The sequence below is a fragment of the Rickettsia massiliae MTU5 genome, from assembly GCF_000016625.1.
Taxonomy (GTDB): domain Bacteria; phylum Pseudomonadota; class Alphaproteobacteria; order Rickettsiales; family Rickettsiaceae; genus Rickettsia; species Rickettsia rickettsii.
The window spans coordinates 1321250-1344340 of record NC_009900.1; the positions used below are offsets into that span (position 1 = coordinate 1321250).

A 23091-nucleotide genomic window follows, 5' to 3' on the forward strand; every position below is an offset into this window, starting at 1 on the left:
ACTAAAAGGAGCATGGCAATCTAGTTTTAATTTCCCGAGATTGCCGCACTCCTTGCAGTCGTTCGCAATGGCGTATCTCTCTTTATCTTGCAATGCCTAGTTTTTACTTGACTATTTTTCAATTTCGTTTTATTCTGCTTTTCTTAGAGTAATAAAATAATATCTTGATTTAAGGTGTCAGCTAATGGCAAAGAAAAATAAAAATGTTTTGGTAAGGCTAGTAAGTACTGCCGGCACAGGTGTTTTTTGGGTAAAGAAACGTAATCCGAAGACCCAAACTGAGAAGCTTTCTTTTCGTAAGTATGATAAAGTAGTTAGAAAACATGTTCTTTTTAAAGAAGAAAAAATAAAATAATTGTAAGTAATATATGGCAGTAAAAATTCGTTTAGCTAGAGGCGGTGCTAAAAAGCGTCCTTTTTACCGTGTAGTAGTAGCTAACGCAACAGCACCTCGTGACGGTGACTTTTTAGAAAAAGTCGGAACTTATGATCCAATGCTTGCTTTAGATAATAGTGAGCGTGTTGTTTTAAAAAAAGATCGTATAGAATATTGGCTGGGCACCGGTGCTAAACCAACTGAGCGAGTCGCAAAATTTATTGAGCAAGCGGGTGTTACTCTTCCTGAGAAAGTTAAAAAGGAAATGGAAGTGAAAGCAAAAAACCGTAAAGCTAGACCAAGTAAAAAGGAAGATAAAGAAGCTTAGTTTATAGTGTATTTTTCGTCATTGCGAGCAGGCATTGACTGTGTGGATCAATTCAGCCCCTGTCATCCCGCTATTTGATTGCGGGATTTAGTAAATTTGACTATTACAAGTTGTTTTTCTAGATATCGTGGTCAAGCCACGGTATGACATATCTCTTCTCTATAATCATATTAATATGCCGGATTAGCTCAGTGGTAGAGCAACCGCCTTGTAAGCGGTAGGTCATCAGTTCAAATCCGATATCCGGCACCATCAAAATTTTTCTTGTCATACTGGGGCTATCCTTTATATAGATACCAAATCGTCATTGCGAGCAGCAGTAGGCTGCGTGGCAATCTCATGAAATAATAACAAACTCCTGAGATTGCTTCGTCGAATTACTGCGTAATTCTTCTCGCAATGACGATTTACCGATCCATGCAAGCAAGCTTTCACAAGAATTATTATGATAGTAATCGATAAAACATCTTATAGAGCTGTGGGATTTGATAAACGTATTAAATTCCTAGTGCTACATTATACACAGTGTGATTTTAAGCAGTCTTTAGATTTTTTAACCGGTGAAAAGTTAAGTAGCCATTATTTAATAAACAATGAAAACCCTGAACATATATTTCAATTAGTAGAAGAGCATGATAGAGCATGGCATGCTGGAGTAAGTTACTGGCAAGGTCAAGAGCGTATTAATGATACATCAATCGGTATTGAAATCGTAAATCCTGCTTTTGAAGTAAATGCAAAAAATAATGATATAGTTTGGCTACCCTATTCGGAAAGGCAAATTAATAGTGTTATAAGTTTGTGTAAACAGATTATTGCTAGATATGATATTAAACCTACTAGAGTGGTTGGGCATTCTGATATTGCTCCAGGTAGAAAACAGGACCCTGGCCCGCTATTTCCTTGGAAACTATTATATGATAACGATATTGGAGCTTGGTATGATGAACAGGTGTTTAACGATCTATTGCCGCAAGTCGACATAACCGATATTGCAGCAATTCAGCAAAAATTTATTACATACGGTTATAAACTTGAAGTTACCGGAATTTTAGACTCTAAAATGAAAGATATTATAATTTCGTTTCAAATGCATTTTCGTCCTAGTAATTTTTCCGGCAATTTGGATGCTGAAACCATAGCAATTTTAGATGCATTAATATTGAAATATACACCTGAATTAATATGATAAGGTTTATAACTATACCGGATTTTGCGGATTATCAAGTTACTTTGAAATTAATGGAAGATTACGTTAACAAAGTAATTAGTGATCATGAGCCGGAAATTATTTATTTAGTTGAACATTCGGAAGTATATACAGCCGGTACTAATTATAAACAAGAAGAATTATTAAATTACGGTGATATTCCGGTCATTTACACAGGACGTGGCGGTAAATTTACTTTTCATGGACCGGGTCAGCGTGTTATTTATCCAATTCTTAATTTAGCTTCACCAAATCGACACAAAGATTTAAAACTATATATAAAAATGCTTGAAGAATGGATTATAAATAGCTTAAATTATTTTGGAATTAAAGCATATATTATTAAAGATAAAGTAGGAATTTGGGCAAAAGTAAGGAAAGATGAATTTGCTAAAATTGCTGCAATAGGTGTTAGAGTAAGAAAATGGGTTACATATCACGGTGTAGCTATAAATATTTCAACAGATTTAAGTAAGTTTAGTGGGATTATTCCTTGTGGACTTGAAAATTCTTTAATAACATCTTTAAATCAGTTAGGGATTCATGTTGAAATGTCTGAATTTGATAAAATTATTCAAACTGAATTTAATAAAATATTTAAATGATCAGAAAATTTTTACTCACAATTTTTGCTCTTTGGGTCGGTGGTTTTGGTTATTATTTATATTTAATAAATTCTTATAAGCTTAATAGTAATACCACTAATGCAATAATAGTATTTGCAGGAGGAGGACATAAAATTGAAACCGGTAGTGCTTTGCTTAAGGCAGGCTATGCACCTATATTATTTATTACTGGTATAGAATCTACAGAGCAATTAAAAAATTTGTTAAAGGAACGTAATGTTATAGAACAGCAGGTAATACTTGCTCCGAGTAAAATAATGTCTGAAGAAGATAATATTAAGAAAGCGGTTGATTTTATTGTAACTTACAATCTTACTTCAATAATTTTAGTAGAGCATAATTATAATATGCCTTTTATGCTAAATAAGCTTGAAAAAGTGATTCATTCTTCTCATAATATCTATATAGTACCATATCCTGTTTTTTCCAAACAAAAATATGATGTGTTATTAAAATCCTATCATCGTTATTTAATGAGTATACTCGTTTAATTTGCTCCTTTACTCTTTTCCAGTACAATATTTTAGAACGGCTACGCCAAATAATGCAGAAATTAAAGAGCCTATTATTACTGCAGCTCTCATAGAGTTTGAAGGGCAGCTGCTCTCAAACGTAATACTACCTATAAATAAACTTAGGGTAAATCCAATCCCTCCAAGTATAGCTATAGAATAAAATTTTAACCATGAAGTATCACTTGGTAAATTACAGAGTTTAAATTTTACAAATGGATATGAAAATAGCATAATACCTAATTGCTTACCTACAAATAAACCAAATATTATCCCATAAATTAAAGCAAGTATTGAGTTGGAACAAGTGCCTTTAAATGCAAAATATTCTAAAAGGATACCGGAATTCATAAATACAAAAAGCGGTAAAATAAAGTAATTTACAAAAGGACTAGTTAAGTTTTCAAGTTTTTTAAAAGAAGTGTTAAATTCTCCTTTTATATTAACAGGTATAAAAAGTGCTATAATGGCTCCACATAAAGTACCTTGAATACCTGACTCCACCATACTAATCCATAATAATAAACCTACAATTATATAATAAAATAATTGTTTAACTTGTCGATAATTCAATATAAACAAGATGAATATAATTACAGAGGAAATTAATAATGCCGGAGTATTGATTGTTTTAGTATAAAACAAGGCTAGTATAATTAACGCAAAAGCATCGTCAATTAATGAGAAACCTATAATAAAAGCTCGTAATTCTAAAGATATATGTCGGCTGAAAAAAGATAAAATACCAAGGACAAAAGCAGTATCAGTTGCGATAGGAATAGCCCATCCTTTTATTAATCTCGGTTTATCGTAATTAAAAAACATGTATATTAAGACAGGAACTACCACACCTCCAAGGGCTGCCACAGCAGGTAATATTAGTTTTTTTTTATTTTTATGTTCACCTTCTACTAGGTGAAATTTCATCTCTAAACCTATTAATAAAAAGAAGAAAGTCATGAGACCGTCATTAACTAACTCTATAAACGTTGTTTGTAAACGTACATTTCCTATTGTTAAAGAAAATTTACTGTAAATAAAAGAAGAATAATATTTCGTTAGGAAAATGTTATTGCTGACAATTATTGCTAAGGTAAAAGCAATAATTAATAATATACCGGCAAAAGTACCTGATTTAATTAATTCTCTTAACTGGTTATTTATACTCATGATTTTAATATTAGTTATAACAAGCTCATAATAAGTTATTTAAATTCATTAAGAAAGTCAAAAATCTATATAAATCCATAGCAATAATTTATTTTTTAGTGAGATAAAAAGTTGTTTTTTGTACTTTTTTATAAGCTTGTATAATAATAAGTGTAAGAAGATATAATTATTAATTACAAAAAAATATCTAAGCAATTCTTATGTTAACAGAACAGCAAACCGAATGGATTATCCGCAATAACCTTGTAAATAAGGGATGGCATATAGGATAATGATACTAAAAAGAATGTTTATTTTCAAAAACCAAAATCAAAAACAGAACAGACAAGATTAAACGGAAAAAGACCGGATTATATCTTATATGAAAGTAATAATAATAAACCTATTGCAATAATAGAAGCAAAAAACAGGAGTGGATTTAAGGCAAGCTTTAGATCAAGCAACGGAATATGCAAAATTGTTTGATGTACCTATAGTGTTCGCAATGAATGGAGCTTACTGCGAAGCTCATTTTGTTGCTAATAATAAAGAGCTTATTAAACGGTGATGAAGTAAGGGAATTACTACATGAAAAAGAATTATTAGCTTTGTTAGAAGCAAGCAGTAATAAAGCTTGGACTAATACCGAAAGAAATTAAAGTATCACGTGAAGAATTAATATCGATATTTAAAAACTTGAATAATCTTTTAAGAAGTGAAGGGCTCCGAGCAGAAATAGAAAGATTTAGCGAATTTGCAAATATATTATTCTTAAAATTATTAAGTGAAAACAACGAAAAATCTTGGTGGAATAATATCAAAGCACAATCAAACGATGATATTATCGGTTACATTAATAGCTATGTTATAGAACAAATTAAGAATAAATACGGTGGTGATGTTTTTAACGCCTATTTCTCTAGGCAATTCCATTACTCTCCACCACATTATCGATGCAATTGATCCTCTTATTTTTCTACGATAGATACAGATATAAAAGGCGATGCATTCGAGTATTTCTTAGAAAAAACTACATCAACGGAAAATGATTTAGGCGAATATTTTACACCGAGAAATATCGTTAAAACCATTATTAATTTGGTTGATCCTAAATTTAAAGAAACAATTTATGATCCTTTTTGCGGTACCGGTGGGTTCTTAACTGAAGCTTTTAATTATATCAAAGAAAATAATATAATTAATACCGATGAAGATTTAATATGGGCGAGAGTTAACCAAAACCGCTAGAATCGCTAAGATGAATATGATTTTGCATGGTGACGGACATAGCGGAATTCAGCAAATAAATAGTCTTGAGAACCCTAATGATGTTAAACCCTTAACTGATCAGCAGTTAAAGTTTGATGTAATTGGTACTAATTGCCATTTTCTCAAACTATCACTAAAAAAACTAGCAAAAACGGCAAAACTATAATAGAAAATCATATAACTCCTCTTTATTATAACGGCATTGGTAGTACCTGAAGGGTTCTTATTCAGAAAAGACACCGCTGCTGTTCGTCAATTTTTACTATCAAAAGCAAAGCTGCAACTCGTTATCTCTCTACCGCAAGGTACTTTTTTACCTTATACAGGAGTAAAAACGTCAATACTTTATTTTATCGATGCACATAAACCGAATAATCAAAAAGAATATTGAGGTTAAGAATATCGGCGTTACTCTAGACAATAAAAAAAGAAAAATTGTCGGTATAAATGATTTAAACAGGCGAGGATGGAAAATTAAATTTATCTAAAATTCCTTTTATAGATCTCGATTTTTATCAAATAGCTAAAAAAGGATTGGTGAAAAACAATGATATTTTAATGTGTAAAGACGGAGCATTAAAGGGTAAAGTGTGTTTTGTAGATGATAAAATTTTACCACAAATAGAAGTAATGATTAATGAACATGTTTATATTTTTAGAGGGAAACCGAATATTTATACATCAATCTTATTTATTTTATTGTTTAAATAGCGATATAATTCAAAATCAAATTAAGAACTTAGCTTATAATAAAAGTGCTCAGCCTGGTTTAAATAGAGAACATATAAACTCAATTTATATTCCTCTTCCATCTCTAGAACAACAACAGGAAATTATTGAAGAATTGAATAGCTATCAAAAGATAATAGAGGGGGCAAAACAGATAATAGATAATTGGGGCATCCTTTTATTTGGAAATAAATAAACAATGAGAAATTGTTAAATTTGGCGATATCATTATCAATAAATTAAAAAGTAATATTTTATCTCTTGAGCATAAGGAGTATACAACGTTAATAGTAGGTAAAAAAGGTAAAATGATTAACATTAATATTGCAATTAAGGGGGATATTCCAGTAATAGCAGCTGGTCGGGTTAGTCCTTATTCACATAATCAATATAATTTTAACGATAACATAATCACTATTTCTTCATCGGGAGCATATGCTGGATATATTTGGTATCATAATTCGCCAATGTGGGCTTCAGATTGTAACGTAATCTATTCAATTAATGAAAAAACTATTGTTAACTAAATATCTATATTATATTTTAAAATCTCAGCAAAATATAATATACCAAAAGCAAGCTGGATCATCAGGTCAACCTCACGTTTATTTGAAAGATTTAGAGGATTTACAAATTCCTATCCCGCCTCTTGAAGAACAGCAAAAAATAGTAACAGAGTTTGATAATAATCAAAGTGAGATTGACAGCCTTAAAAACTATATAAAACAATTTGAAAACAAACTAAAAACCACATTAAATTCTCTTTGGCAATAATTGATGTACATTAACTACTTAAAAGATTTGATTGGTTTTAAGTCTGTAACTCCTAAGAGCGATGGGGCTATTGAGTATATTGATGATTTGCTTAAACAGCACGGCTTTAAGACCGAAATAAAAATATTCGGTGATTCTAAAAGCGAGCAAGTCACTAATCTTTATGCTGTTTTCGGTAGCAATGAGCCTAATATTTGCTTTGTTGGTCATGTAGATGTAGTGCTGGCAGGCAATCATGAGCTTTGGCATAATGCGAGTCCATTTAAAGCTAGCCAGCAAGACGATAAGATATATGGCAGAGGTGCGGTGGATATGAAAGGGGCTATAGCGTGCTTTCTAGCTGCCAGTTTAGATTTTATAAAAAATAATACCGATTTTAAAGGTTCCATTAGTTTCTTACTTACTAGTGATGAAGAGGGAAAAGCAAAGCATGGTACTAAAGAAATGCTGCAATATATTTATGATCAAGGATATAAGATAAATTTTGCTATTGTCGGTGAACCTACTTGTGAAAAAGAAATAGGCGATGCAATTAAGATTGGCAGAAGAGGAAGTGTTAACTTTAAATTAAATATAGAAGGCTTAAGCGGGCATGTAGCTTATCCTCATAAAGCAAATAACCCATTGCCTTGCTTAATAATAATATTGAATGAGTTAACAAATATAAAACTTGATGAAGGTATTGAATTTTTTCAACGTTCAAATCTTGAAGTAACGAATATCGAGGTCAGTAATAATACTTCAAACGTAATTCCGGCAAGTACGGAAGCATCTTTCAATATACGTTTTAATAATTTACATAGTGCAGAAACTTTAGCAAAACAGGTAGAAGAAATTATTAAACAGCATTGTAAAGAATATAAAGTAGATTATAAGTTAGAATATAGTAGTTCTGCTGAAAGTTTTATTCAGAACCCTAGCGATAAAATAAAAGAATTTGCTAAAGTAGTAGAGCATACGCTTAAAATAAAGCCTGAATTCTCTACAAGCGGCGGTACGTCGGATGCAAGATTCGTCAAAAATTATTGTCCGTTAGTAGAGTTTGGTTTATTATCCGAAACGGCACATAAAATAAACGAATACACAAAAATTAGCGATTTACAAAAATTATATGATGTGTATTATAACTTTTTGATGGAAATACTTTAATGTCATTCCCGCAGAGGCAGGAATGGTATTACCATACGCGGATGTGATGGAACTGGTAGACATGCAAGATTTAGGTTCTTGTGCCGCGAGGCGTGGGGGTTCAAGTCCCTTCATCCGTACCACTTAAATTTTCTCATAAAAAATAACATAAAATTTTTATGCAGCAATTTAGTATTTATCAAACAAGCGATGAATTGCTTCTAAAGTCGATATTGCTTCTGATAGAAAAATGCTATTACTCTGATCTTAAAAGCGTGATATTAACTGCAGATGCAGATCAACAAGAAATGCTCAATAAAAATCTTTGGACTTATTCACGTAAGCAATTTATACCTCACGGTAGTAAACTTGATCCGCAGCCTGAAAAACAGCCGATTTATATTACCGATGAGTTACAAAATCCTAATAATGCTAGTGTGCTTGTTATTATTTCGCCTACAGATATAGGAAAAATTTTACAAGCAAAAGAATATATAAGAGTTTTCAAAAGGATAATTATAATAACCGATTTACCGGAAGATTTAAAAGAATTAACAGTTAAAATAAATAAATTTACCGGACAGGAAAACAAAATAGATTGTTTTACTCAAAATCCTCGTGGAGCTTGGAGTAAAGTAGTCTAATAAATTTATATTCTTTTACGTACAAATAAATATAATCCGATCGTTAAAGCAATAACCAAATTGAAATAACAAGCAAAAATAAAATCTAGATTTTTTGAAGCAAAATTTTGTAATATAAAATGAATTGAAGTAACTAGCAATACTATTAAGGCAGAAAATAATACCGGCATAAAAGTTGTTTTTTTACTATAAGGATATCTCAAAAAAACTGCAAGTGTTACAAAAGGTAATACAAAATTGTATAAAGGCCAAATTATTCTTTGATGTGCTTCAGCAATTAATTTAATTTTTTTAGTAATAGCTAAATCATGAGGAGGGGCAAGTAATTCGCTTATATAATATTCGTTTGCTTCTTTATTATGTTTAGTTCTTTGCGATACTAAAGGATTATCATTTTGCAGTTTTATCATTAAAGAATCGAAAGTTAACTGAGTTAAATTACCATTTACGTCATATTCTTGTCTTCTGCCTTTATTAAGTTCAAAAATCGGGCTATTATCATATATATTAAGAGTACCTGAACCCGCAAATACTACTGATGGGTTATCAGCGTTGCGATTATCAAATATTATTACGCCGTTCATAATATTTCCTGCTGATTTTTTATCTATAAAAACAGTGATATCTTTCGTTACTTTATTAAAAGTTTTCTCTTCAATCATACTTGAGATATAATTATTCTTTATAAAGTTTAAACGTGATTTTAAGTTTATATGAGATAACGGCAGGATGGTAGAAGATATATAATAAGCAAGTAGCATAACTATTAATGCGACATATAAAGCAGGCAGTGCTAGCTGTACATTATCAACTCCTGAAGCTTGTAATATAATTAATTGTCGCTCGACTTTTAAATTATTATAGATATAAATCACGGTAATAACCGTTATTACCGGTAACAGAATAAATAATAAAGTAGGAAGTACTAAAACTATTAAACTGAAGAAGTCCATAACTTTTATACCTTTATCAAATAAATATAAAAGTTTTAATATTTGCGTTATCCATACTATACTAGTCACTGAAAAAGTAACGACTATAAGCAGCGGTAAGATATTTTTTATAAAGTATTTTCGGTATAGTAGTATCATAATGTTTGTTTGGTTTTTTGATGTCATTCTCGTTTTTAGCTAGGAGCGACATCAAACGCTTTTCAAAAACTGTCCAGTACTATGGATGGTTAGATGGGTTTTGTAGGAACTCGTTCCCGGTTCATTTCAAAATAATTAAAAACCAAGTGCACTGTGTGAACCTAATCGTATTAACTCCAATGTGTCAGCATCGGGTTTTCTATAAATTAATACTAAATCCGGTTTAATATGACAATCTCTACAATCTTTCCAATTACTATAAGGGCATGGTCTCTCATATGTATAGGTCATGTTATATCAGCAACCAAGTACCTAACTGCTTTCAGTAAAATATCATCCAAATTTATTCCATGTTTTCTACGTTTTTCACGTTTAAACTATGCAGTACGTTTAATCGTTCTCATTTAAATCAGATAACAAATTATTGATATTACCAACATGAACTAATTTGCCGCTTCTTGCAGCTTTCATAGCTTTAATTGTTTCATCATTTGGGATAAGTGGCTCAAACGGCAATGCTTTTTCACGAGCAACACGAAATAACAGCATACGAACAGCATCAGATAAAGTAAGTCCCATAGCAGCAAGCACTAAAGCTGCTTCTTCTTTCACGTCTTCATTAATACGGGCTCGCACAATAGAATCAGCAGACATAAAAATCTTCTTTCAATAATGTAGCTACATTGTAGCGCACATATTAAAAACTTTCAAGATTAAAAACAAGTTTTTTATATGTTTTTTCTTAATTACTGCCTCATTAATAGAAAATCCCCGATCTTTCTTATTATATGATTTGCAAAGATGCGATAAATTAACTTACCTATCAGTATTGTTATAAATGCAATAATAATGCCGTAGATTATATCACTTGGGTAATGCATAGCAAGGCTTATGCGAGATAAAGACACGAGCATAATAACACAAATCATTAAGATTTTTAATGGTAATTTTATATAATTCCAAGCAAAATACGTTACTAACACGCTAAGAGCTGCGTGGCTGCTTGGAAAGCTTGAAAAGCATCTTTCGTTTGCAGTATTTATTATGGTCATGAAACTATCTACAGGAAGACTGCAATAAGGGCGAGGGAAATTAACTGAAAATTTAAGAGCGGTAAAAATTAAACCGAATACCCCGTATATTATACCGATTTCAACTAACTTATTATAATCGTGCCAGAATTTATTTTGCCGCTTCTTATCATTTTTGGTTTTCTTTAATTGAATATAAAAATATATACGGTATAAAATATATATTAAGGCGAAATTAGCGATATTAAAACAAAACGAAATTATTTTAAAAAAATAAGGTATAAAGCCGATATTAGTAATTTTATTCAAAAATAAGAATATTTCTTGATTTAAGCCGCAAAAATTATAAAAAACTTCAAACATTATTTTAAATATTTATGTTACAAGTAACAATACTTGGGTGTGGAGCATCTATAGGCGTACCGGTGATCAGGTGCGATTGTAGTACTTGCACATCTCCTTCAAAGTACAATAAAAGGACTAGATCAGCAATATATATTAACGATGAAAATAGTCAAATATTAGTTGATTTCGGTTTTGATATTAGAAATCAACTATTACGAGAAAAGATAAATAAGCTCGATTGTGCTATATTAACACATTATCATTCCGATCACGTTAACGGTATCGATGATTTACGAGTATTTACTTTTATGCAAGGCAAGCCATTTGAAATCTATACAGATCACGATAGTACGGCAAAGCTCCATACAAAATTTGATTATCTATTTAACAATAAGTTATTTAAGCTTGGGCGACTGTTCACAACTCAATCTGTTAGTTTTTTTGATAAAATTAAGATTAATACTATAGAAATACAATTTTTTAGACAGCATCACGGTCCTATAGATAGCTTGGGTTTACGTATAGGTGATTTCGTTTATTCGCCCGATGTAATTGATTTTCCTCCTGAATCAGATAAATTTTTAAAAGATATAAAAATATGGATATTAGATTGTATGGATTATAAATCAAATCCGAATCATGCAGGGCTTGATAAAGTTCTAGAATGGCGTGAAAAATATAAACCTGAGCAGATATTATTAACCAATATGAGACACACGATAGATTATCATGAGATTACGAAAATGCTTCCAAATAACGTTAAGCCGCTTTATGACGGTTATAAATTTACGGTCTAGTTTATGATTATTTTAGAAAAAGTTTGTAAGCGTTATGGCAAGAATTACGCAATTAAGAATATTGATTTAAGTTTTACTACCAAGGAAACTACTGTAATAATCGGTCCTTCGGGAAGCGGTAAAACTACTCTGCTTAGAATTTTAAATAATTTAGAAGAACCAAGTAGCGGTACTTTTTTGGTAGACGGGAAGAAGCTACTGCTTAAAGATAGAAGAAAGCTTTGTTTAAAAGTTGGTATGGTTTTTCAAAATTTTAATCTATTCCCGCATTTAACGGTAGGAGAAAACCTAATCTATACGCCGGTAAATGTTTTAATTTTGCCAAAAGAACAAGCAATTTCTATGGCAAAGGAATTGCTTGCAAAATTTAAGCTAACACAAAAATTTAACTCATATCCGGCAAGCCTATCAGGAGGGCAAAAGCAACGTACCGCAATAGCAAGGGCTTTAATGATGAAGCCGGAAATTTTGTTATTCGACGAACCGACTTCGGCACTCGATCCTGAAAATATTAAAGATGTTATAGAGAATATAAATTTATTAAAAGATCAAATGAGCATGGTAGTGGTCACGCACCATTTGAAGTTTGCAAAATTAATAGCGGATCGTGTTATTTTTATGGATCAAGGACAGATTTTAGCAAATCAGCCTGCCGAGGATTTTTTTAATAAACCGACATCGCATCGAGCTAGGTTGTTTTTAGAGAATATCGGCGATTTAATGTGATTTTCTTGATAAAGATAAAATTATAGCCTATAATTAGTATTTAATTTAGTATTAATTATAGGTATACTCGATGAACTTGAAAAATTGGCTACGTCGTCTAAATAAGTTCGCAGGTAGCCACGTATTAAGTATACGCTCCGCTCCTAGTCTTGCAGACTCCTTGCTCTTTTCCAAGTTGATCTTCGTATAACTTTCTTCGTTTACTTGGAGTCAATAATGGAACATATTTATGCAAATCTAGCAGTTAGTATATCAGAATTAAAAAAAGCCCTACTGCATTATTGGATAAGGCAAGTGGTGAGCCTGTTGCCTTATTAAATCATAATAAACCGACTGCTTATCTAATTCCGGCTGAATTATATGAGCAAATTATTGAAGCTTTAGATGACAAATATTTATTAGAGCTTGCTAGTTATTAGATTAAAAGATAAAGAAAAGGCAATAGCGGTTAAAAAAGTAGCTTTTGTCATTCCTGCGAGAGCGGGAATCCAGTAAAAAATGGTAAAAATAAAAAAAATCATATAAAAATTTAGTATATAATTTGTTTAGAAAGCTGGATTCCTGCTTTCGCAGGAATGACATATAGAATCAATAAATAATATCGCCATATGAATAAAAAGCTTATCCTATTTTTAGTATAATGTTACTATTATCACATCGTACAGTTTTTTGGTACAGACACGAGTAGAATTACCGTAAAAACTAAAAAGCTTGAATTGCAAAAAGACGAATTACAAGGAGGAGCAATTGCAATTCTATACAAAGGTGAAGTTATTTATAAAACAACGTTTGGAAATCAGAAAGGTAATAGTGGAGTTATTACGGATAAAACTTTATTTCCTTTAGCATCGGTTTCAAAAGCTGTTTCAGCAACGGCAATTGCATTAATGGTAGATCAAGAAAGTTTAGATTTTGACGAAAAGTTCAAATTACCATACCTAAAAAATGCTATTAGTCTTAATAATATTTTAAGCCATACAAAAGGTTATCAATTCTCAGGAAATATTGAAATTGAGCAAGGAATGAATCGCTCAAAGCTTTTAACGTTGCTAAAAAAACAACAAGCTAGTTGTATAAACCCGGGCAATGCTATAAGTATAGTAACATCGTTTTTAGTTTACTTGAAGAAGCTTTAAATTGTAAAAAAATCAAGTTTAAATGCTGCAAATAGATAATTTGCGTACAACGCTTAAAACACAAGATATACAAATATTACCGCTGTATAAAATAGTAAAATCAAACAAAGATGTTTTTGGATTTAAATGGCAACCGATTTGGCCTATTGATCAAAAAATGATTGAGTCATATTATGCTCTTGGATGGCTGTATTCTTAAAGTAAAAGGACGCTCAAGGATTTAATTTTTCACTCAGGCTATATTAACGGTATTAATTCTTTTATTGGCTTTATACCGTCAGAAGAACTTGGAATTATTATTCTAGTGAACCAAAAAGGTAGTTTTCCACTTAAAAATGGGCTGGGACTTTGGTTTGATTATATAGATTAAAATTATATACTCAGATAGAACTTCGTATACCTATTTTTTATTTACTTGTAGTATATTATATGAATAAAAAACTCATAAAACTTATTTTTATCATTTGCAGCACCGTAATTGTAACCGGTTTATTATACAAATATATCAATCAACATTATCCAGAATTTTTTAAAGCACCACAAAATATAGGGAGTTTTTGTGCGTCATTATTAATATTATTTAGTATAATTTACAGTACTATTAGCCAAAATGAAATACGCAGATTTTGTTTGCAACTAGCAATGTGGGCAGCAATTTTCTTAGTTATAATAACCGGTTATGCTTTTAGGTTTGAGCTGAACTACGCTTATCATAGAGTAATGTCTGCTTTAATTCCATCATATAAATGGTCTACTGAAGTCGGAGAAATTATTATAGCCCGTAGCAGAGACGGGCATTTTTATATCAATGCTTTTGTAAATAACGTTAAAATAAAATTTATGGTAGATACAGGGGCAAGTGATATAGCTTTAACTAAAGAAGATGCTCAAAAATTAGGCTTTGACTTAACTAAATTAAAATATACTAGAACTTATCTAACAGCTAACGGCGAAAATAAAGCCGCTCCTATAACCTTAAATAGTGTAGTAATCGGTACGGCATTTAAGAACATCAAAGGACATGTAGGTCTTGGTGACCTTGATATTTCGCTTCTTGGTATGTCGCTACTTGAGCGTTTCAAAGGTTTCAGGATTGATAAGGATTTATTGATCTTGAATTATTAGACTTCCTGCATAACTTGCTTCTAAAGGCAATTTGTACGTCGATCCTAATCCCTAATCTTCACGTATGTCTATATATGCTGCAGCGGCAAGTGCTTCCGTGTATCCTTTAAATTCCTCTCTATAAACTGCTTTGGAAAGATGTCTATTTTTTACAAACTTCCTTTTTATTAAGAAATAGTTAAATTATTAATTATTTCTTGACCTTTATATCAAAAAGTGCTAACATGCTTTTTTAAATAAAAGGGGTTTTATGTATAAATCTAAATATGACGAAAACGATTTTAAAATCAATTTGTTTAATACTATTTTGTGAATAAATATGGATACCAAATCGTCATGAGCTAAGCGACTAAAGATGTTGTTGCGTGGAGCAGTTTTTCCGTCATTGCGAAGAAATTTACAATAGTAAATTGACGAAGCAATCTTGGAAAGAATTCCTGAGATTGCCACGCTCACTAACGTTCGCGTGCAATGACGACTTGTATCCACTCAACACGACCTTTGCAAGAATGACATAAGAGCCGTGTTAAAACGGCATTTTAAAGCCTGGTGGTAAGCTCATACCATTTAAGGCTCCTGATAAAGAATTTTGAGAATCTTCATCACATTTTTGTTTAGCATCATTAAAGGCAACTTTAATTAAGTCCTCAAGCATTTCTTTTTCTTCTGCTTTTAATAAAGATTCATCAATTGAAATCTTTTCAACTTCGCCTTTACCGGTTGCAATAACCTCAACAAGTCTGCCGCCGGCTTTACCGGTATATCTTGCATTTGCCATTTGCTCTTGAGCTTCTTGCATTTTCTTTTGCATTGATTGGGCTTGCTTTAAAAACTGATTAAAATTTACCATAATTCTATCCTATATATTTTTAGCTTTTAAGTAAAATATCCGAAATTGTTATATTTGGGAAATGTTTTTTAATTAAACCAAAATCGTTACTTGCTTCAATCTTATCAATTAACTGATTCTTTAAGGTTTGCTTGTTCTGCTCTTTTATTATTACTATCTCAAACTTTTCATTAGTAAAAACAGCTAACAAATCTTCTATTTGTTTTTTTATTTTGCTTGTAACTTCAAGACTTACGAACTCTAATCTATTATTACTGAGATTTTTAAGTTCCGTATGATTGAGTAGGAAATAATATATATCTATCTCATTATTTTTATATAAATATTCAAGAAAATCTACAATTTCAAATTTTTTTTTTATTTCCGGATTAATTGATTGATTTAAATTTTGATTATTACCGTCAAAATCTGTAAGCAAGGGTAGCGACGTCGAATATATAGATTTTATAACTAACATTTCCGTTTCTGTTAGTTGGTTATAGGAAATTTTTATTTCCCCTACTCCCTTATTATATATTTGCCATAAGATTGATAAGTGCGGCAAGCTGGTTTTATCTAATATGCTTTTAGTTCTATCATTAAATGATTCATATATAGGCAAACTATAATTAGGTAACATTTTTACTTTATTAAGATAAGCAATAAAATCTGATGCCGATTCTATAAAAATCTCAAGATTAACCGAAGAACCGTAAAGTTTATTTATTAAATTTATAGCTTTTTCCGTCTCTCTGTGGATAATACATTCGACAAATTCTATTATAACCGAACTATCGACAAGCCCAAGCATTTGATTAATTACTTGAGGACTAATTATATTGTCAGATTTCACCGACATACTAGCTGCTTGATCTAAAATAGAGACTGCATCACGTGCCGACCCTTCCGATTTGTAAGCTATAATTCTTAGTGCTTCTATATCGGTTTTTAAATTTTCTTGCTTAGTTATATATTCAAGTAGCTTAAAAATCTCTTCAAAACTCAACCGCCTTAAATCATAACGTTGACATCTTGAGATAATAGTTGCAGGTATCTTTTGTACTTCCGTCGTTGCAAGGATAAATATTATATGAGGTGGCGGTTCTTCCAGTGTCTTAAGAAGTGCATTAAATGCCCCTTTAGAGAGCATATGCACCTCATCAATAATGAAGATTTTATGCTTACCTTGTAGGGGCTTATACTCGGCGGATTCTATAATTCTACGTATGTCATCTACGCTAGTTTTACTTGCCGCATCAATTTCGATTATATCAGGGTGATTATGATTATTAAAGCTGATGCAATTCGTACATTCCTCGCATGTTTTAATAGTCGTATTTTCGGTAATTAAAGCAGAACAGTTTACGGCTTTAGCAATAATTCGGGCGGAAGTAGTTTTACCGACTCCTCTAATACCTGTTAAAAGATAGCCTCCGGCTAGCCTATCGTTTAAAATAGTATAGCTTAAAACTTTGACTAATACCTCTTGCCCCTGAAGCTCGGCAAAGTTACTAGGACGATATTTCCTTGCAAAAGGAATATATTGATTTGATGAATTTATATCTAGCACGATAGTTATAAGACTTTTTATGTCATTTTAGCAAAAAACTGGCTTTATTGCAGGGTTCTCTATGTCATTCCCGCGAAAGCGGGAATGACATAAAACGAGAGCCGCCTTGCTGTAGAAATGACATAAAAATTAGAATAATGCTAGTAATGACCCATCGAATCCCTCTCTGGCTGCTTCCTTTCAGACCTGACCGACTAAAAAGGTACAATGCCCACTACTAGCATAATTAACATAACCTGTTTATTTTCAAGAAACAATATATTTTTTTTCTATTTCCGATTTTGTTAATCTTTCAGGAGGACCGAATATTTCAGGGTTTTTTAATTTAAACAAATCATCGGAAAATTTTTGTACTTTAGCTATTTTATCAAAAGTAATAGTGACTATATTATTATCTTCAAATATTTTTAATGCTTCAATTTGTTGAGTAGCTTTATTAAAAGTAATTTCGCTACGTTTTTCCGTTAGAGTATGATAGATAGTAATTTTAGAAATATTTCTTTCGTTAATTACCGATTCAAAAATAAAATCCTTGTCAAAATGCTCATTATCTTCTAATAAAAAATTAAATGTATTTTCGCTTCTATTAATACGGCTTACTTGCTCCATATCATAATCATACATCGATACGAAATTTTTAGTACCTATTATAACTAAAGGGAAAGGAGGATAATAATTATATCTAAAATTATAAGGTTTATGGATCAGTAATTTTCCTTTAACTATTTTACTGTACGAATCTTCTTGAGTAAAATCTATCGCAACCGATTTTATCGTACGTAGATAAGTTTTTAGCTCCGAAATAGCTGTTTTATCATCTACCCCAAATGCTAAGCTTGAATTCACAAAAAGATAAATAATGATTAGAAAAAATATTTTTTTCATTTTTGTTGTTTTATATTTTAAATTATGTTTAAAATACCTTATGTATTCAGTTAATGCAAAATATAATTAGTATTTATGAAAATCGTTGCTTTAAAAGAAAAAGCCAAGCATGAAACACGAGCCGTTATAACGCCTGAAGTAGCAGGATTGCTAGTCAAAAAAGGCTATGCGGTTACGGTAGAAAAAGATATAGGGCTTCATGCCGGTTTTCTTGATGAAGAATATGTTGCTCTAGGTGCTAAAATATCTTCGGTACCACTCGAAATTATTTCTGATGCTGATATTATATTAAAGGTACAACCTTCATCCGTTACGGATAAATATAGTGAGCTTGAATTTGCAAAAAAAGGAGCAATTATTGTAGGATTATTGTCGCCTTATTTAAATCATGAATATATAAAAGCGGCAGCTAAAAAAAACCTTACGACTTTTGCTATGGAGTTTGTGCCGAGAATTACTAAAGCTCAAAATATGGACGCTTTATCTTCTCAAAGTAACTTAGTAGGCTATAGAGCGGTAATTGAAGCAAGCTATCATTACACAAGGGCTTTTCCTATGATGATGACGGCAGCAGGGACGATTTCACCGTGTAAAACTTTAGTGCTTGGTATCGGTGTTGCCGGTCTTCAAGCTATTGCAACGGCAAAAAGGCTTGGTAGCATTGTTGCAGGATATGATGTAAGAGCTGCTACCAAAGAGCAGGTAGAAAGCTTAGGAGCTAAATTTGTTTCACCGGAATTACAGGAGGATTTACAAGATAAATCAGGCTATGCTCACGAGAGTTCGGAAGATTATAAAGCTAAACAAGAAGAGTTTTTAGCAAAAATTATTAAAGGATATGATATAGTTATTACTACTGCACAAATTCCGGGAAAAAAAGCACCTCTGCTTGTTACAGAAAAAATGCTAGAATCCATGAAGCGCGGCTCAGTGATTGTTGATATAGCGACTAGTACAGGCGGGAACGTGGAAGGTTCAGAACCGGATAAGATCGTTACTAAGCACGGAGTTACCATAATAGGTGTATCAAACCTTGCTACTAAAATTGCTACCGACAGCTCAAAATTATATGCTAAGAATTTGTATAATTTTCTAACCTATGCATTGCAAGACGGTAAGTTTAATATGAATGATGCGTTAGTACGTGAGATGTTGATTACTAAAGACGGAAAAATTGTGAGTGAGAAATTAAATATATGAATCAATTACCGACGATGGCTAAACAGGCTGCTGAAATTGCCCATAATACCCAAGAATTATCAGATAAATTAAAAGATTTGGTAATAGATACTAGTTGGCAAACAAACACAAGTACTATAGATCCGCTAGTATTTGCTATAACTATTTTTGTATTAGCTTCTTTTGTGGGCTATTATGTTGTGTGGAAAGTAACTCCTGCACTCCATACTCCGCTTATGTCTATTACTAACGCTATTTCAGGTATTATAGTTCTTAGTTCTATGATTGCTGCAAGTAGTTCTGCTTTTGGGTTTCCCAGTCTACTAGGGTATTTTGCAACGTTGCTTGCTTCTATAAATATCTTCGGCGGATTTATAGTAACAAAAAGAATGCTCGAGATGTTTAAGAAGAAGTAATTAATAATGTCATACCTGCGTTGTTGATACCCAAATCGTCATTGCGAGGAGCAGGGGTTGTTGCATGGGTCGAAAAACCTACTCGATGTCGTTCCCGCGTAGGCGGGAATGACATAACAAGTCATACGGTTAACGTTTACAGTGACAAAAAAATCAAATTAAAGTTCTAGTTCTTTATATTCAACGGTAACTACTTCGTATGATTTAGATCCTTTCGGTGTTGTAACTTCTACAAAATCACCTACCGATTTTCCAATCAAAGCTTTTGCTATAGGAGAAGCGATTGAAACTCTTTTTCTAGTTATATCGGCTTCATATTCTCCTACAATAATATATGTTACTTTTTCTTCAGTATCGTCGTCGATTAAAGTAACCGTAGCCCCGAATTTTATGTTATCTCCCGATAATTTACCAATGTCAATAATTTCCGCTCTTGCCGTCATATCTTCAAGCTCTTTAATACGCCCTTCTATAAATGCTTGTTTCTCACGTGCCGCTTCATATTCCGCATTCTCGGATAAATCGCCGTGTTCTCGTGCTTCGGCTATATCTTCACTAATTTTTTTACGTTCTACATGTTTTAAATGTTTAAGCTCGTGTTCTAATTTTTCAAAACCTTTAGCGGTGATAGGAAATTTTGTATTCATAATTATATTGTATAGATTTAGTAATTTTAGTATACTATTTTCAATAATATAGATTTTAGCAAGTATATTTGTAATAGTGAAATTTGTCAAATAAGCCTTTTTAATTATTTGGCATTATTTCTCATATAACAATAGCAACAAATTAGTAATCTTATGGCAATTAAAGATTTTGACTTTGAGAAAAAGCGTAAAAATTTCCACCTATCGGCTATAATATTTCCGCTGCTTTATTTATTTATTCCAAGAACCGCTATTACGTTATTATTATTTATAATAACGGCTATTACATTATATTTAGATGTATTACGTCATAATAATGCAAAAATTAGCGAATTTATAACTAGATTTTTTTCAAAAGTTTTAAGGCTTGAAGAAAATAACGGTTCTTTTGCTTTAAGCGGCGTTAGCTTTATGATGCTCGGTTTTTTCTTAACTGCTCTTCTTTTTCCTAAAAATTTAGTGATTTGTTCGTGGTTGATTTTAATTATTTCAGATTGTTTAGCGGCTCTTGTCGGCGTTAAAATAGGAAATAGCTTAGGTAACGGTAAATCTATAGCCGGTTCTATTACCTTTTTAGCTTCTGCAATTTTTATAAGTATATTAGTGTATTTCTATTTAGGATATAATACAAGTTTTATTATTATTATTATAAGCTGCATAGGGGCTACAGTAGCTGAATTTTATTCAAAAGATTTAAGAATTAACGATAATTTGTCTATACCGCTTTCTTATTGTCTTTCTACAGCTATTCTTTCCTACATATTGTAATATAATGAGAGTTGCACCGGAATTTTATGAGTTCTTAAGAAACCGTATTAACATATCGGATGTAGTGCGGCAAAAAGTAGCTTTAACTAGAAAATCCGGTAACTATGTAGGTTTATGTCCTTTCCATCAAGAAAAGACCCCATCTTTTACGGTTAGTGATAGTAAGAGATTTTTCTATTGTTTTGGTTGTAAAGCAGCCGGTGACGTTATAAAATTTACTTCTAATATTAGCGGTTTATCTTATAATGAGTCTGCTATAAAGCTTGCAACCGATTACGGTATAGAGATACCGAAATTAACTGCGAAACAGAAAGAATTTTATGAAGAATCCGATGAAATTCTAAATATTTTAGAACTCGCCAATAAGTTTTTCAGGACACAATTAACACCTGAAATATTACATTATCTACACGAAAGGAGTATTACCGAAGAAACAGTAAAAGAGTTTTCAATAGGCTTTGCCCCGAAGAATAATAAAATTGAAAAATTTTTTCACGATAAAAATATAGATATTATAAAGCTTGGTAAAGCAGGGCTAATCGGCAAGCGAGAAAACGGTGAAATATATAATTTATTTTCTAACCGTATTACTATTCCAATTAGAAATATTTACAATAAAATTGTAGGCTTTGGCGGTAGAGTACTAGGGGAGGGGCTGCCTAAATACTTAAATTCACCTGAAACTACAGTATTTCAAAAAAGTGAAACTCTATACGGTGAGCATAAAGCGATAAGCAGTAGCTATAAAAAAAATCATTCGATTTTAGTAGAAGGTTATTTTGATGTTATAGCACTACATCAAGCAGGTTTTAGTGAAACGGTTGCGAGTCTCGGTACTAGCGTTACCGAGAATCACTTACATAAATTATGGCGTGCTGGCGATGAAATTATATTATGTCTTGACGGAGATAATGCAGGCATAAAAGCTAGCATAAGAACTATTAACTTAGCATTACCGCTTATTAATAGTGAAAAGAAAATTTCTTTTATTAGGTTACCAAGCGGACTTGATCCCGACGATGCAGTAAATAAAAACGGCGCTGATTTTTTTGCAAAGCTTATAGATAAAAGAATAAGCTTATCAGAAATGATTTGGCATATTGAGTATAGCGGTAAGAGTTTTAAAACTGCGGAAAAAAAAGCTAATTTAGAAAAAAATTTAAAAAATTATTGCAGCAAAATATCGGATAGTGATTTAAAAGCAAGTTATTACAGGTTTTTTAAAAATCAAATATGGCAAAATTTAGTCACAACGCAGAAGAAAGCTACAACTAAAAACTCAAAATTGGCTCCGATAATTTCAAGTCACGGCTATTCGGAGCTTGAAATGTTAGAACACGCTTTTTGTGCTTTGTTGGTTAAATTTCCTATAATACTTGAAGAAAAAGATATTAGAGATTTCATCTTAAATTTAAATTTTAATAATAAATCGCTTGAAGAATTCCGTAATTGGTATTTAAACGAGATTATAGATAATAACGTAGAAGCAAGTGAAATTACTGCAATTGTGGAAAAAACTAGCTTTTTTGATATTTTTTTATTATTATCAAAAACGGATAATTTGTTTTTAGATATCTCATTTAATAAAAATAATATCAGACTGGATTTATTATGGCAGTGGCTACATAAGAAATATTATCTAATAAATTTACAACAAGAATACGCTATTACCATAAACAGTACTGACAATCACGACTTTGAAAAAGTTTTACTATATAAAAAAGAAATTCTGAAGATTGCAAATGAACTTCAAGTTTTAAACGAATCTTTTATTAATCACACGATAACTTAATTATTTCAA

General features: G+C 31.5%; 31 protein-coding genes, 2 tRNA genes, 1 other RNA gene and 4 pseudogenes. 28 read left to right on the forward strand and 10 right to left on the reverse strand.

Features of this window, described 5'->3' with window-relative positions; all coding sequences use genetic code 11:
* The first annotated feature begins 184 nt into the window (after positions 1-184).
* From rpmG to RMA_RS07195, 6 genes are all read left to right on the forward strand, one after another.
* Positions 185-355: a 50S ribosomal protein L33 gene (rpmG, locus tag RMA_RS07170; RefSeq protein ID WP_004997072.1), complete on the forward strand. Its 171-nt coding sequence runs from the start codon at positions 185-187 to the stop codon at positions 353-355.
* Positions 356-368: 13 nt separating this feature from the next.
* Positions 369-704, forward strand: coding sequence for a 30S ribosomal protein S16 (gene rpsP, locus RMA_RS07175; RefSeq protein ID WP_012153244.1), 336 nt, complete (start codon positions 369-371; stop codon positions 702-704).
* Positions 705-881: 177 nt separating this feature from the next.
* Positions 882-956, forward strand: a tRNA-Thr gene (locus RMA_RS07180).
* A gap of 193 nt (positions 957-1149) precedes the next feature.
* Positions 1150-1893, forward strand: coding sequence for an N-acetylmuramoyl-L-alanine amidase (locus RMA_RS07185; RefSeq protein ID WP_041404905.1), 744 nt, complete (start codon positions 1150-1152; stop codon positions 1891-1893).
* Positions 1890-2519, forward strand: a complete 630-nt coding sequence (gene lipB / locus RMA_RS07190) for a lipoyl(octanoyl) transferase LipB (protein WP_041404906.1) — start codon at positions 1890-1892, stop codon at positions 2517-2519. The genes RMA_RS07185 and lipB overlap by 4 nt, the downstream gene beginning before the upstream one ends.
* Positions 2516-3031, forward strand: coding sequence for a YdcF family protein (locus tag RMA_RS07195; protein ID WP_012153247.1), 516 nt, complete (start codon positions 2516-2518; stop codon positions 3029-3031). The genes lipB and RMA_RS07195 overlap by 4 nt, the downstream gene beginning before the upstream one ends.
* Before the next feature lie 9 nt (positions 3032-3040).
* On the opposite strand, the gene nhaA is transcribed toward RMA_RS07195, so the two are convergent.
* On the reverse strand, positions 3041-4222 hold the full coding sequence (gene nhaA / locus RMA_RS07200; protein ID WP_041404907.1) for a Na+/H+ antiporter NhaA: 1182 nt from the start codon (positions 4220-4222) through the stop codon (positions 3041-3043).
* A 515-nt stretch (positions 4223-4737) separates the two neighbouring features.
* Here nhaA and RMA_RS11815 point away from each other — a divergent pair.
* The 12 genes and pseudogenes from RMA_RS11815 to RMA_RS07245 all read left to right on the forward strand — a co-directional run bounded on the left by RMA_RS11815 (position 4738) and on the right by RMA_RS07245 (position 8745).
* On the forward strand, positions 4738-4860 hold the full coding sequence (locus RMA_RS11815; protein WP_274377914.1) for a hypothetical protein: 123 nt from the start codon (positions 4738-4740) through the stop codon (positions 4858-4860).
* Between the two features lie 37 nt (positions 4861-4897).
* Positions 4898-5164 carry an SAM-dependent DNA methyltransferase gene (locus RMA_RS11540; RefSeq protein ID WP_238375480.1) on the forward strand — a complete coding sequence of 89 codons (267 nt, stop codon included), beginning with the start codon at positions 4898-4900 and terminating at the stop codon, positions 5162-5164.
* Between the two features lie 30 nt (positions 5165-5194).
* Entirely contained in the window at positions 5195-5449 is a 255-nt protein-coding gene (locus RMA_RS11820) for a class I SAM-dependent DNA methyltransferase (RefSeq protein WP_274377935.1), read from the forward strand.
* Positions 5450-5465: 16 nt separating this feature from the next.
* Positions 5466-5861 (forward strand): annotated as a pseudogene (locus tag RMA_RS11825) (N-6 DNA methylase).
* Entirely contained in the window at positions 5827-5958 is a 132-nt protein-coding gene (locus RMA_RS11830) for a hypothetical protein (protein WP_274377938.1), read from the forward strand. Before RMA_RS11825 ends, RMA_RS11830 begins: the two are co-directional and overlap by 35 nt.
* Positions 5959-6007: 49 nt before the next feature.
* A pseudogene (locus RMA_RS11550) lies at positions 6008-6203 on the forward strand (hypothetical protein); the annotation flags it as partial.
* Positions 6201-6395 (forward strand): restriction endonuclease subunit S, encoded by a 195-nt coding sequence (locus RMA_RS07220; RefSeq protein ID WP_231288620.1) that lies wholly within the window; start codon positions 6201-6203, stop codon positions 6393-6395. The pseudogene RMA_RS11550 and the gene RMA_RS07220, both read left to right, overlap by 3 nt.
* Before the next feature lie 112 nt (positions 6396-6507).
* The gene (locus tag RMA_RS07225) at positions 6508-6726 is read left to right on the forward strand and encodes a hypothetical protein (RefSeq protein WP_041404909.1); all 219 of its coding nucleotides are present in this window, start codon (positions 6508-6510) and stop codon (positions 6724-6726) included.
* Positions 6704-6973 carry a restriction endonuclease subunit S gene (locus RMA_RS07230; RefSeq protein ID WP_238375481.1) on the forward strand — a complete coding sequence of 90 codons (270 nt, stop codon included), beginning with the start codon at positions 6704-6706 and terminating at the stop codon, positions 6971-6973. The genes RMA_RS07225 and RMA_RS07230 overlap by 23 nt, the downstream gene beginning before the upstream one ends.
* A 3-nt stretch (positions 6974-6976) precedes the next feature.
* Entirely contained in the window at positions 6977-8122 is a 1146-nt protein-coding gene (gene dapE, locus RMA_RS07235) for a succinyl-diaminopimelate desuccinylase (RefSeq protein WP_014366180.1), read from the forward strand.
* Between the two features lie 37 nt (positions 8123-8159).
* Positions 8160-8244 (forward strand) — tRNA-Leu (locus RMA_RS07240).
* A gap of 36 nt (positions 8245-8280) precedes the next feature.
* Entirely contained in the window at positions 8281-8745 is a 465-nt protein-coding gene (locus tag RMA_RS07245) for a DNA polymerase III subunit chi (RefSeq protein ID WP_014408049.1), read from the forward strand.
* Between the two features lie 5 nt (positions 8746-8750).
* On the opposite strand, the gene RMA_RS07250 is transcribed toward RMA_RS07245, so the two are convergent.
* The 4 genes and pseudogenes from RMA_RS07250 to RMA_RS07260 all read right to left on the reverse strand — a co-directional run bounded on the left by RMA_RS07250 (position 8751) and on the right by RMA_RS07260 (position 11230).
* Entirely contained in the window at positions 8751-9833 is a 1083-nt protein-coding gene (locus tag RMA_RS07250; RefSeq protein ID WP_041405063.1) for an LptF/LptG family permease, read from the reverse strand.
* A 138-nt stretch (positions 9834-9971) separates the two neighbouring features.
* Positions 9972-10168, reverse strand: a pseudogene (locus tag RMA_RS09035) (type II toxin-antitoxin system YafQ family toxin).
* 58 nt (positions 10169-10226) lie between these two features.
* Entirely contained in the window at positions 10227-10490 is a 264-nt protein-coding gene (locus RMA_RS07255) for a type II toxin-antitoxin system RelB/DinJ family antitoxin (RefSeq protein WP_012151450.1), read from the reverse strand.
* Between the two features lie 92 nt (positions 10491-10582).
* Positions 10583-11230 (reverse strand): phosphatase PAP2 family protein, encoded by a 648-nt coding sequence (locus tag RMA_RS07260; protein ID WP_014408052.1) that lies wholly within the window; start codon positions 11228-11230, stop codon positions 10583-10585.
* Between the two features lie 14 nt (positions 11231-11244).
* Between RMA_RS07260 and RMA_RS07265 the strand changes: the two genes are divergently transcribed.
* The 6 genes and pseudogenes from RMA_RS07265 to RMA_RS07290 all read left to right on the forward strand — a co-directional run bounded on the left by RMA_RS07265 (position 11245) and on the right by RMA_RS07290 (position 14996).
* Positions 11245-12009, forward strand: coding sequence for an MBL fold metallo-hydrolase (locus RMA_RS07265; protein ID WP_014408053.1), 765 nt, complete (start codon positions 11245-11247; stop codon positions 12007-12009).
* Between the two features lie 3 nt (positions 12010-12012).
* On the forward strand, positions 12013-12735 hold the full coding sequence (locus tag RMA_RS07270; RefSeq protein ID WP_012153256.1) for an amino acid ABC transporter ATP-binding protein: 723 nt from the start codon (positions 12013-12015) through the stop codon (positions 12733-12735).
* 216 nt (positions 12736-12951) lie between these two features.
* Positions 12952-13230 (forward strand): annotated as a pseudogene (locus RMA_RS12170) (type II toxin-antitoxin system Phd/YefM family antitoxin).
* Positions 13231-13451: 221 nt separating this feature from the next.
* Positions 13452-13871 (forward strand): serine hydrolase, encoded by a 420-nt coding sequence (locus RMA_RS07280; protein WP_041404910.1) that lies wholly within the window; start codon positions 13452-13454, stop codon positions 13869-13871.
* Positions 13872-13893: 22 nt separating this feature from the next.
* Positions 13894-14070 carry a hypothetical protein gene (locus RMA_RS11560; RefSeq protein ID WP_238375483.1) on the forward strand — a complete coding sequence of 59 codons (177 nt, stop codon included), beginning with the start codon at positions 13894-13896 and terminating at the stop codon, positions 14068-14070.
* 230 nt (positions 14071-14300) lie between these two features.
* Positions 14301-14996, forward strand: coding sequence for a TIGR02281 family clan AA aspartic protease (locus tag RMA_RS07290; protein ID WP_014366188.1), 696 nt, complete (start codon positions 14301-14303; stop codon positions 14994-14996).
* Between the two features lie 526 nt (positions 14997-15522).
* On the opposite strand, the gene RMA_RS07295 is transcribed toward RMA_RS07290, so the two are convergent.
* From RMA_RS07295 to RMA_RS07305, 4 genes are all read right to left on the reverse strand, one after another.
* Positions 15523-15846 carry a YbaB/EbfC family nucleoid-associated protein gene (locus tag RMA_RS07295; RefSeq protein WP_014366189.1) on the reverse strand — a complete coding sequence of 108 codons (324 nt, stop codon included), beginning with the start codon at positions 15844-15846 and terminating at the stop codon, positions 15523-15525.
* A 19-nt stretch (positions 15847-15865) separates the two neighbouring features.
* A complete protein-coding gene (gene dnaX, locus RMA_RS07300) occupies positions 15866-17395 on the reverse strand; it encodes a DNA polymerase III subunit gamma/tau (protein WP_041404911.1) in 1530 nt (509 codons plus the stop codon).
* A gap of 132 nt (positions 17396-17527) precedes the next feature.
* An RNA gene (ffs, locus tag RMA_RS07715) (signal recognition particle sRNA small type) lies at positions 17528-17621 on the reverse strand.
* A gap of 20 nt (positions 17622-17641) precedes the next feature.
* Positions 17642-18280, reverse strand: a complete 639-nt coding sequence (locus tag RMA_RS07305; RefSeq protein ID WP_014366190.1) for an outer-membrane lipoprotein carrier protein LolA — start codon at positions 18278-18280, stop codon at positions 17642-17644.
* A 75-nt stretch (positions 18281-18355) separates the two neighbouring features.
* On the opposite strand from RMA_RS07305, the gene RMA_RS07310 reads away from it, so the two are divergent.
* Together RMA_RS07310 and RMA_RS07315 are read left to right on the forward strand one after the other, a co-directional pair.
* Positions 18356-19480, forward strand: a complete 1125-nt coding sequence (locus RMA_RS07310) for an NAD(P) transhydrogenase subunit alpha (protein ID WP_012153262.1) — start codon at positions 18356-18358, stop codon at positions 19478-19480.
* Positions 19477-19875, forward strand: a complete 399-nt coding sequence (locus tag RMA_RS07315; RefSeq protein ID WP_014408062.1) for an NAD(P) transhydrogenase subunit alpha — start codon at positions 19477-19479, stop codon at positions 19873-19875. Before RMA_RS07310 ends, RMA_RS07315 begins: the two co-directional genes overlap by 4 nt.
* A 158-nt stretch (positions 19876-20033) precedes the next feature.
* Here RMA_RS07315 and greA read toward each other — a convergent pair whose 3' ends face one another.
* Positions 20034-20522: a transcription elongation factor GreA gene (gene greA, locus RMA_RS07320; protein WP_014366193.1), complete on the reverse strand. Its 489-nt coding sequence runs from the start codon at positions 20520-20522 to the stop codon at positions 20034-20036.
* 153 nt (positions 20523-20675) lie between these two features.
* Here greA and RMA_RS07325 point away from each other — a divergent pair, with 153 nt between their 5' ends.
* Positions 20676-21290 (forward strand): diacylglycerol/polyprenol kinase family protein, encoded by a 615-nt coding sequence (locus RMA_RS07325; protein WP_041404912.1) that lies wholly within the window; start codon positions 20676-20678, stop codon positions 21288-21290.
* Positions 21291-21294: 4 nt separating this feature from the next.
* Positions 21295-23082 carry a DNA primase gene (gene dnaG, locus RMA_RS07330; RefSeq protein WP_041404913.1) on the forward strand — a complete coding sequence of 596 codons (1788 nt, stop codon included), beginning with the start codon at positions 21295-21297 and terminating at the stop codon, positions 23080-23082.
* Positions 23083-23091 lie beyond the last annotated feature (9 nt).

Coding starts and splice junctions, on each gene's coding strand:
- RMA_RS07225 (WP_041404909.1), top strand. CDS start 6,508: ATGATTAACATTAATATTGCAATTAAGGGGGATATTCCAGTAATAGCA.
- RMA_RS07260 (WP_014408052.1), bottom strand. CDS start 11,230: ATGTTTGAAGTTTTTTATAATTTTTGCGGCTTAAATCAAGAAATATTC.
- RMA_RS07310 (WP_012153262.1), top strand. CDS start 18,356: ATGAAAATCGTTGCTTTAAAAGAAAAAGCCAAGCATGAAACACGAGCC.
- RMA_RS07230 (WP_238375481.1), top strand. CDS start 6,704: ATGAAAAAACTATTGTTAACTAAATATCTATATTATATTTTAAAATCT.
- RMA_RS07315 (WP_014408062.1), top strand. CDS start 19,477: ATGAATCAATTACCGACGATGGCTAAACAGGCTGCTGAAATTGCCCAT.
- RMA_RS07255 (WP_012151450.1), bottom strand. CDS start 10,490: ATGTCTGCTGATTCTATTGTGCGAGCCCGTATTAATGAAGACGTGAAA.
- rpsP (WP_012153244.1), top strand. CDS start 369: ATGGCAGTAAAAATTCGTTTAGCTAGAGGCGGTGCTAAAAAGCGTCCT.
- lipB (WP_041404906.1), top strand. CDS start 1,890: ATGATAAGGTTTATAACTATACCGGATTTTGCGGATTATCAAGTTACT.
- RMA_RS07325 (WP_041404912.1), top strand. CDS start 20,676: ATGGCAATTAAAGATTTTGACTTTGAGAAAAAGCGTAAAAATTTCCAC.
- RMA_RS07295 (WP_014366189.1), bottom strand. CDS start 15,846: ATGGTAAATTTTAATCAGTTTTTAAAGCAAGCCCAATCAATGCAAAAG.
- nhaA (WP_041404907.1), bottom strand. CDS start 4,222: ATGAGTATAAATAACCAGTTAAGAGAATTAATTAAATCAGGTACTTTT.
- dnaG (WP_041404913.1), top strand. CDS start 21,295: ATGAGAGTTGCACCGGAATTTTATGAGTTCTTAAGAAACCGTATTAAC.
- RMA_RS07185 (WP_041404905.1), top strand. CDS start 1,150: ATGATAGTAATCGATAAAACATCTTATAGAGCTGTGGGATTTGATAAA.
- greA (WP_014366193.1), bottom strand. CDS start 20,522: ATGAATACAAAATTTCCTATCACCGCTAAAGGTTTTGAAAAATTAGAA.
- RMA_RS07290 (WP_014366188.1), top strand. CDS start 14,301: ATGAATAAAAAACTCATAAAACTTATTTTTATCATTTGCAGCACCGTA.
- RMA_RS07195 (WP_012153247.1), top strand. CDS start 2,516: ATGATCAGAAAATTTTTACTCACAATTTTTGCTCTTTGGGTCGGTGGT.
- RMA_RS07305 (WP_014366190.1), bottom strand. CDS start 18,280: ATGAAAAAAATATTTTTTCTAATCATTATTTATCTTTTTGTGAATTCA.
- dapE (WP_014366180.1), top strand. CDS start 6,977: ATGTACATTAACTACTTAAAAGATTTGATTGGTTTTAAGTCTGTAACT.
- RMA_RS07270 (WP_012153256.1), top strand. CDS start 12,013: ATGATTATTTTAGAAAAAGTTTGTAAGCGTTATGGCAAGAATTACGCA.
- RMA_RS07265 (WP_014408053.1), top strand. CDS start 11,245: ATGTTACAAGTAACAATACTTGGGTGTGGAGCATCTATAGGCGTACCG.
- RMA_RS11830 (WP_274377938.1), top strand. CDS start 5,827: ATGCACATAAACCGAATAATCAAAAAGAATATTGAGGTTAAGAATATC.
- RMA_RS07245 (WP_014408049.1), top strand. CDS start 8,281: ATGCAGCAATTTAGTATTTATCAAACAAGCGATGAATTGCTTCTAAAG.
- RMA_RS11560 (WP_238375483.1), top strand. CDS start 13,894: ATGCTGCAAATAGATAATTTGCGTACAACGCTTAAAACACAAGATATA.
- rpmG (WP_004997072.1), top strand. CDS start 185: ATGGCAAAGAAAAATAAAAATGTTTTGGTAAGGCTAGTAAGTACTGCC.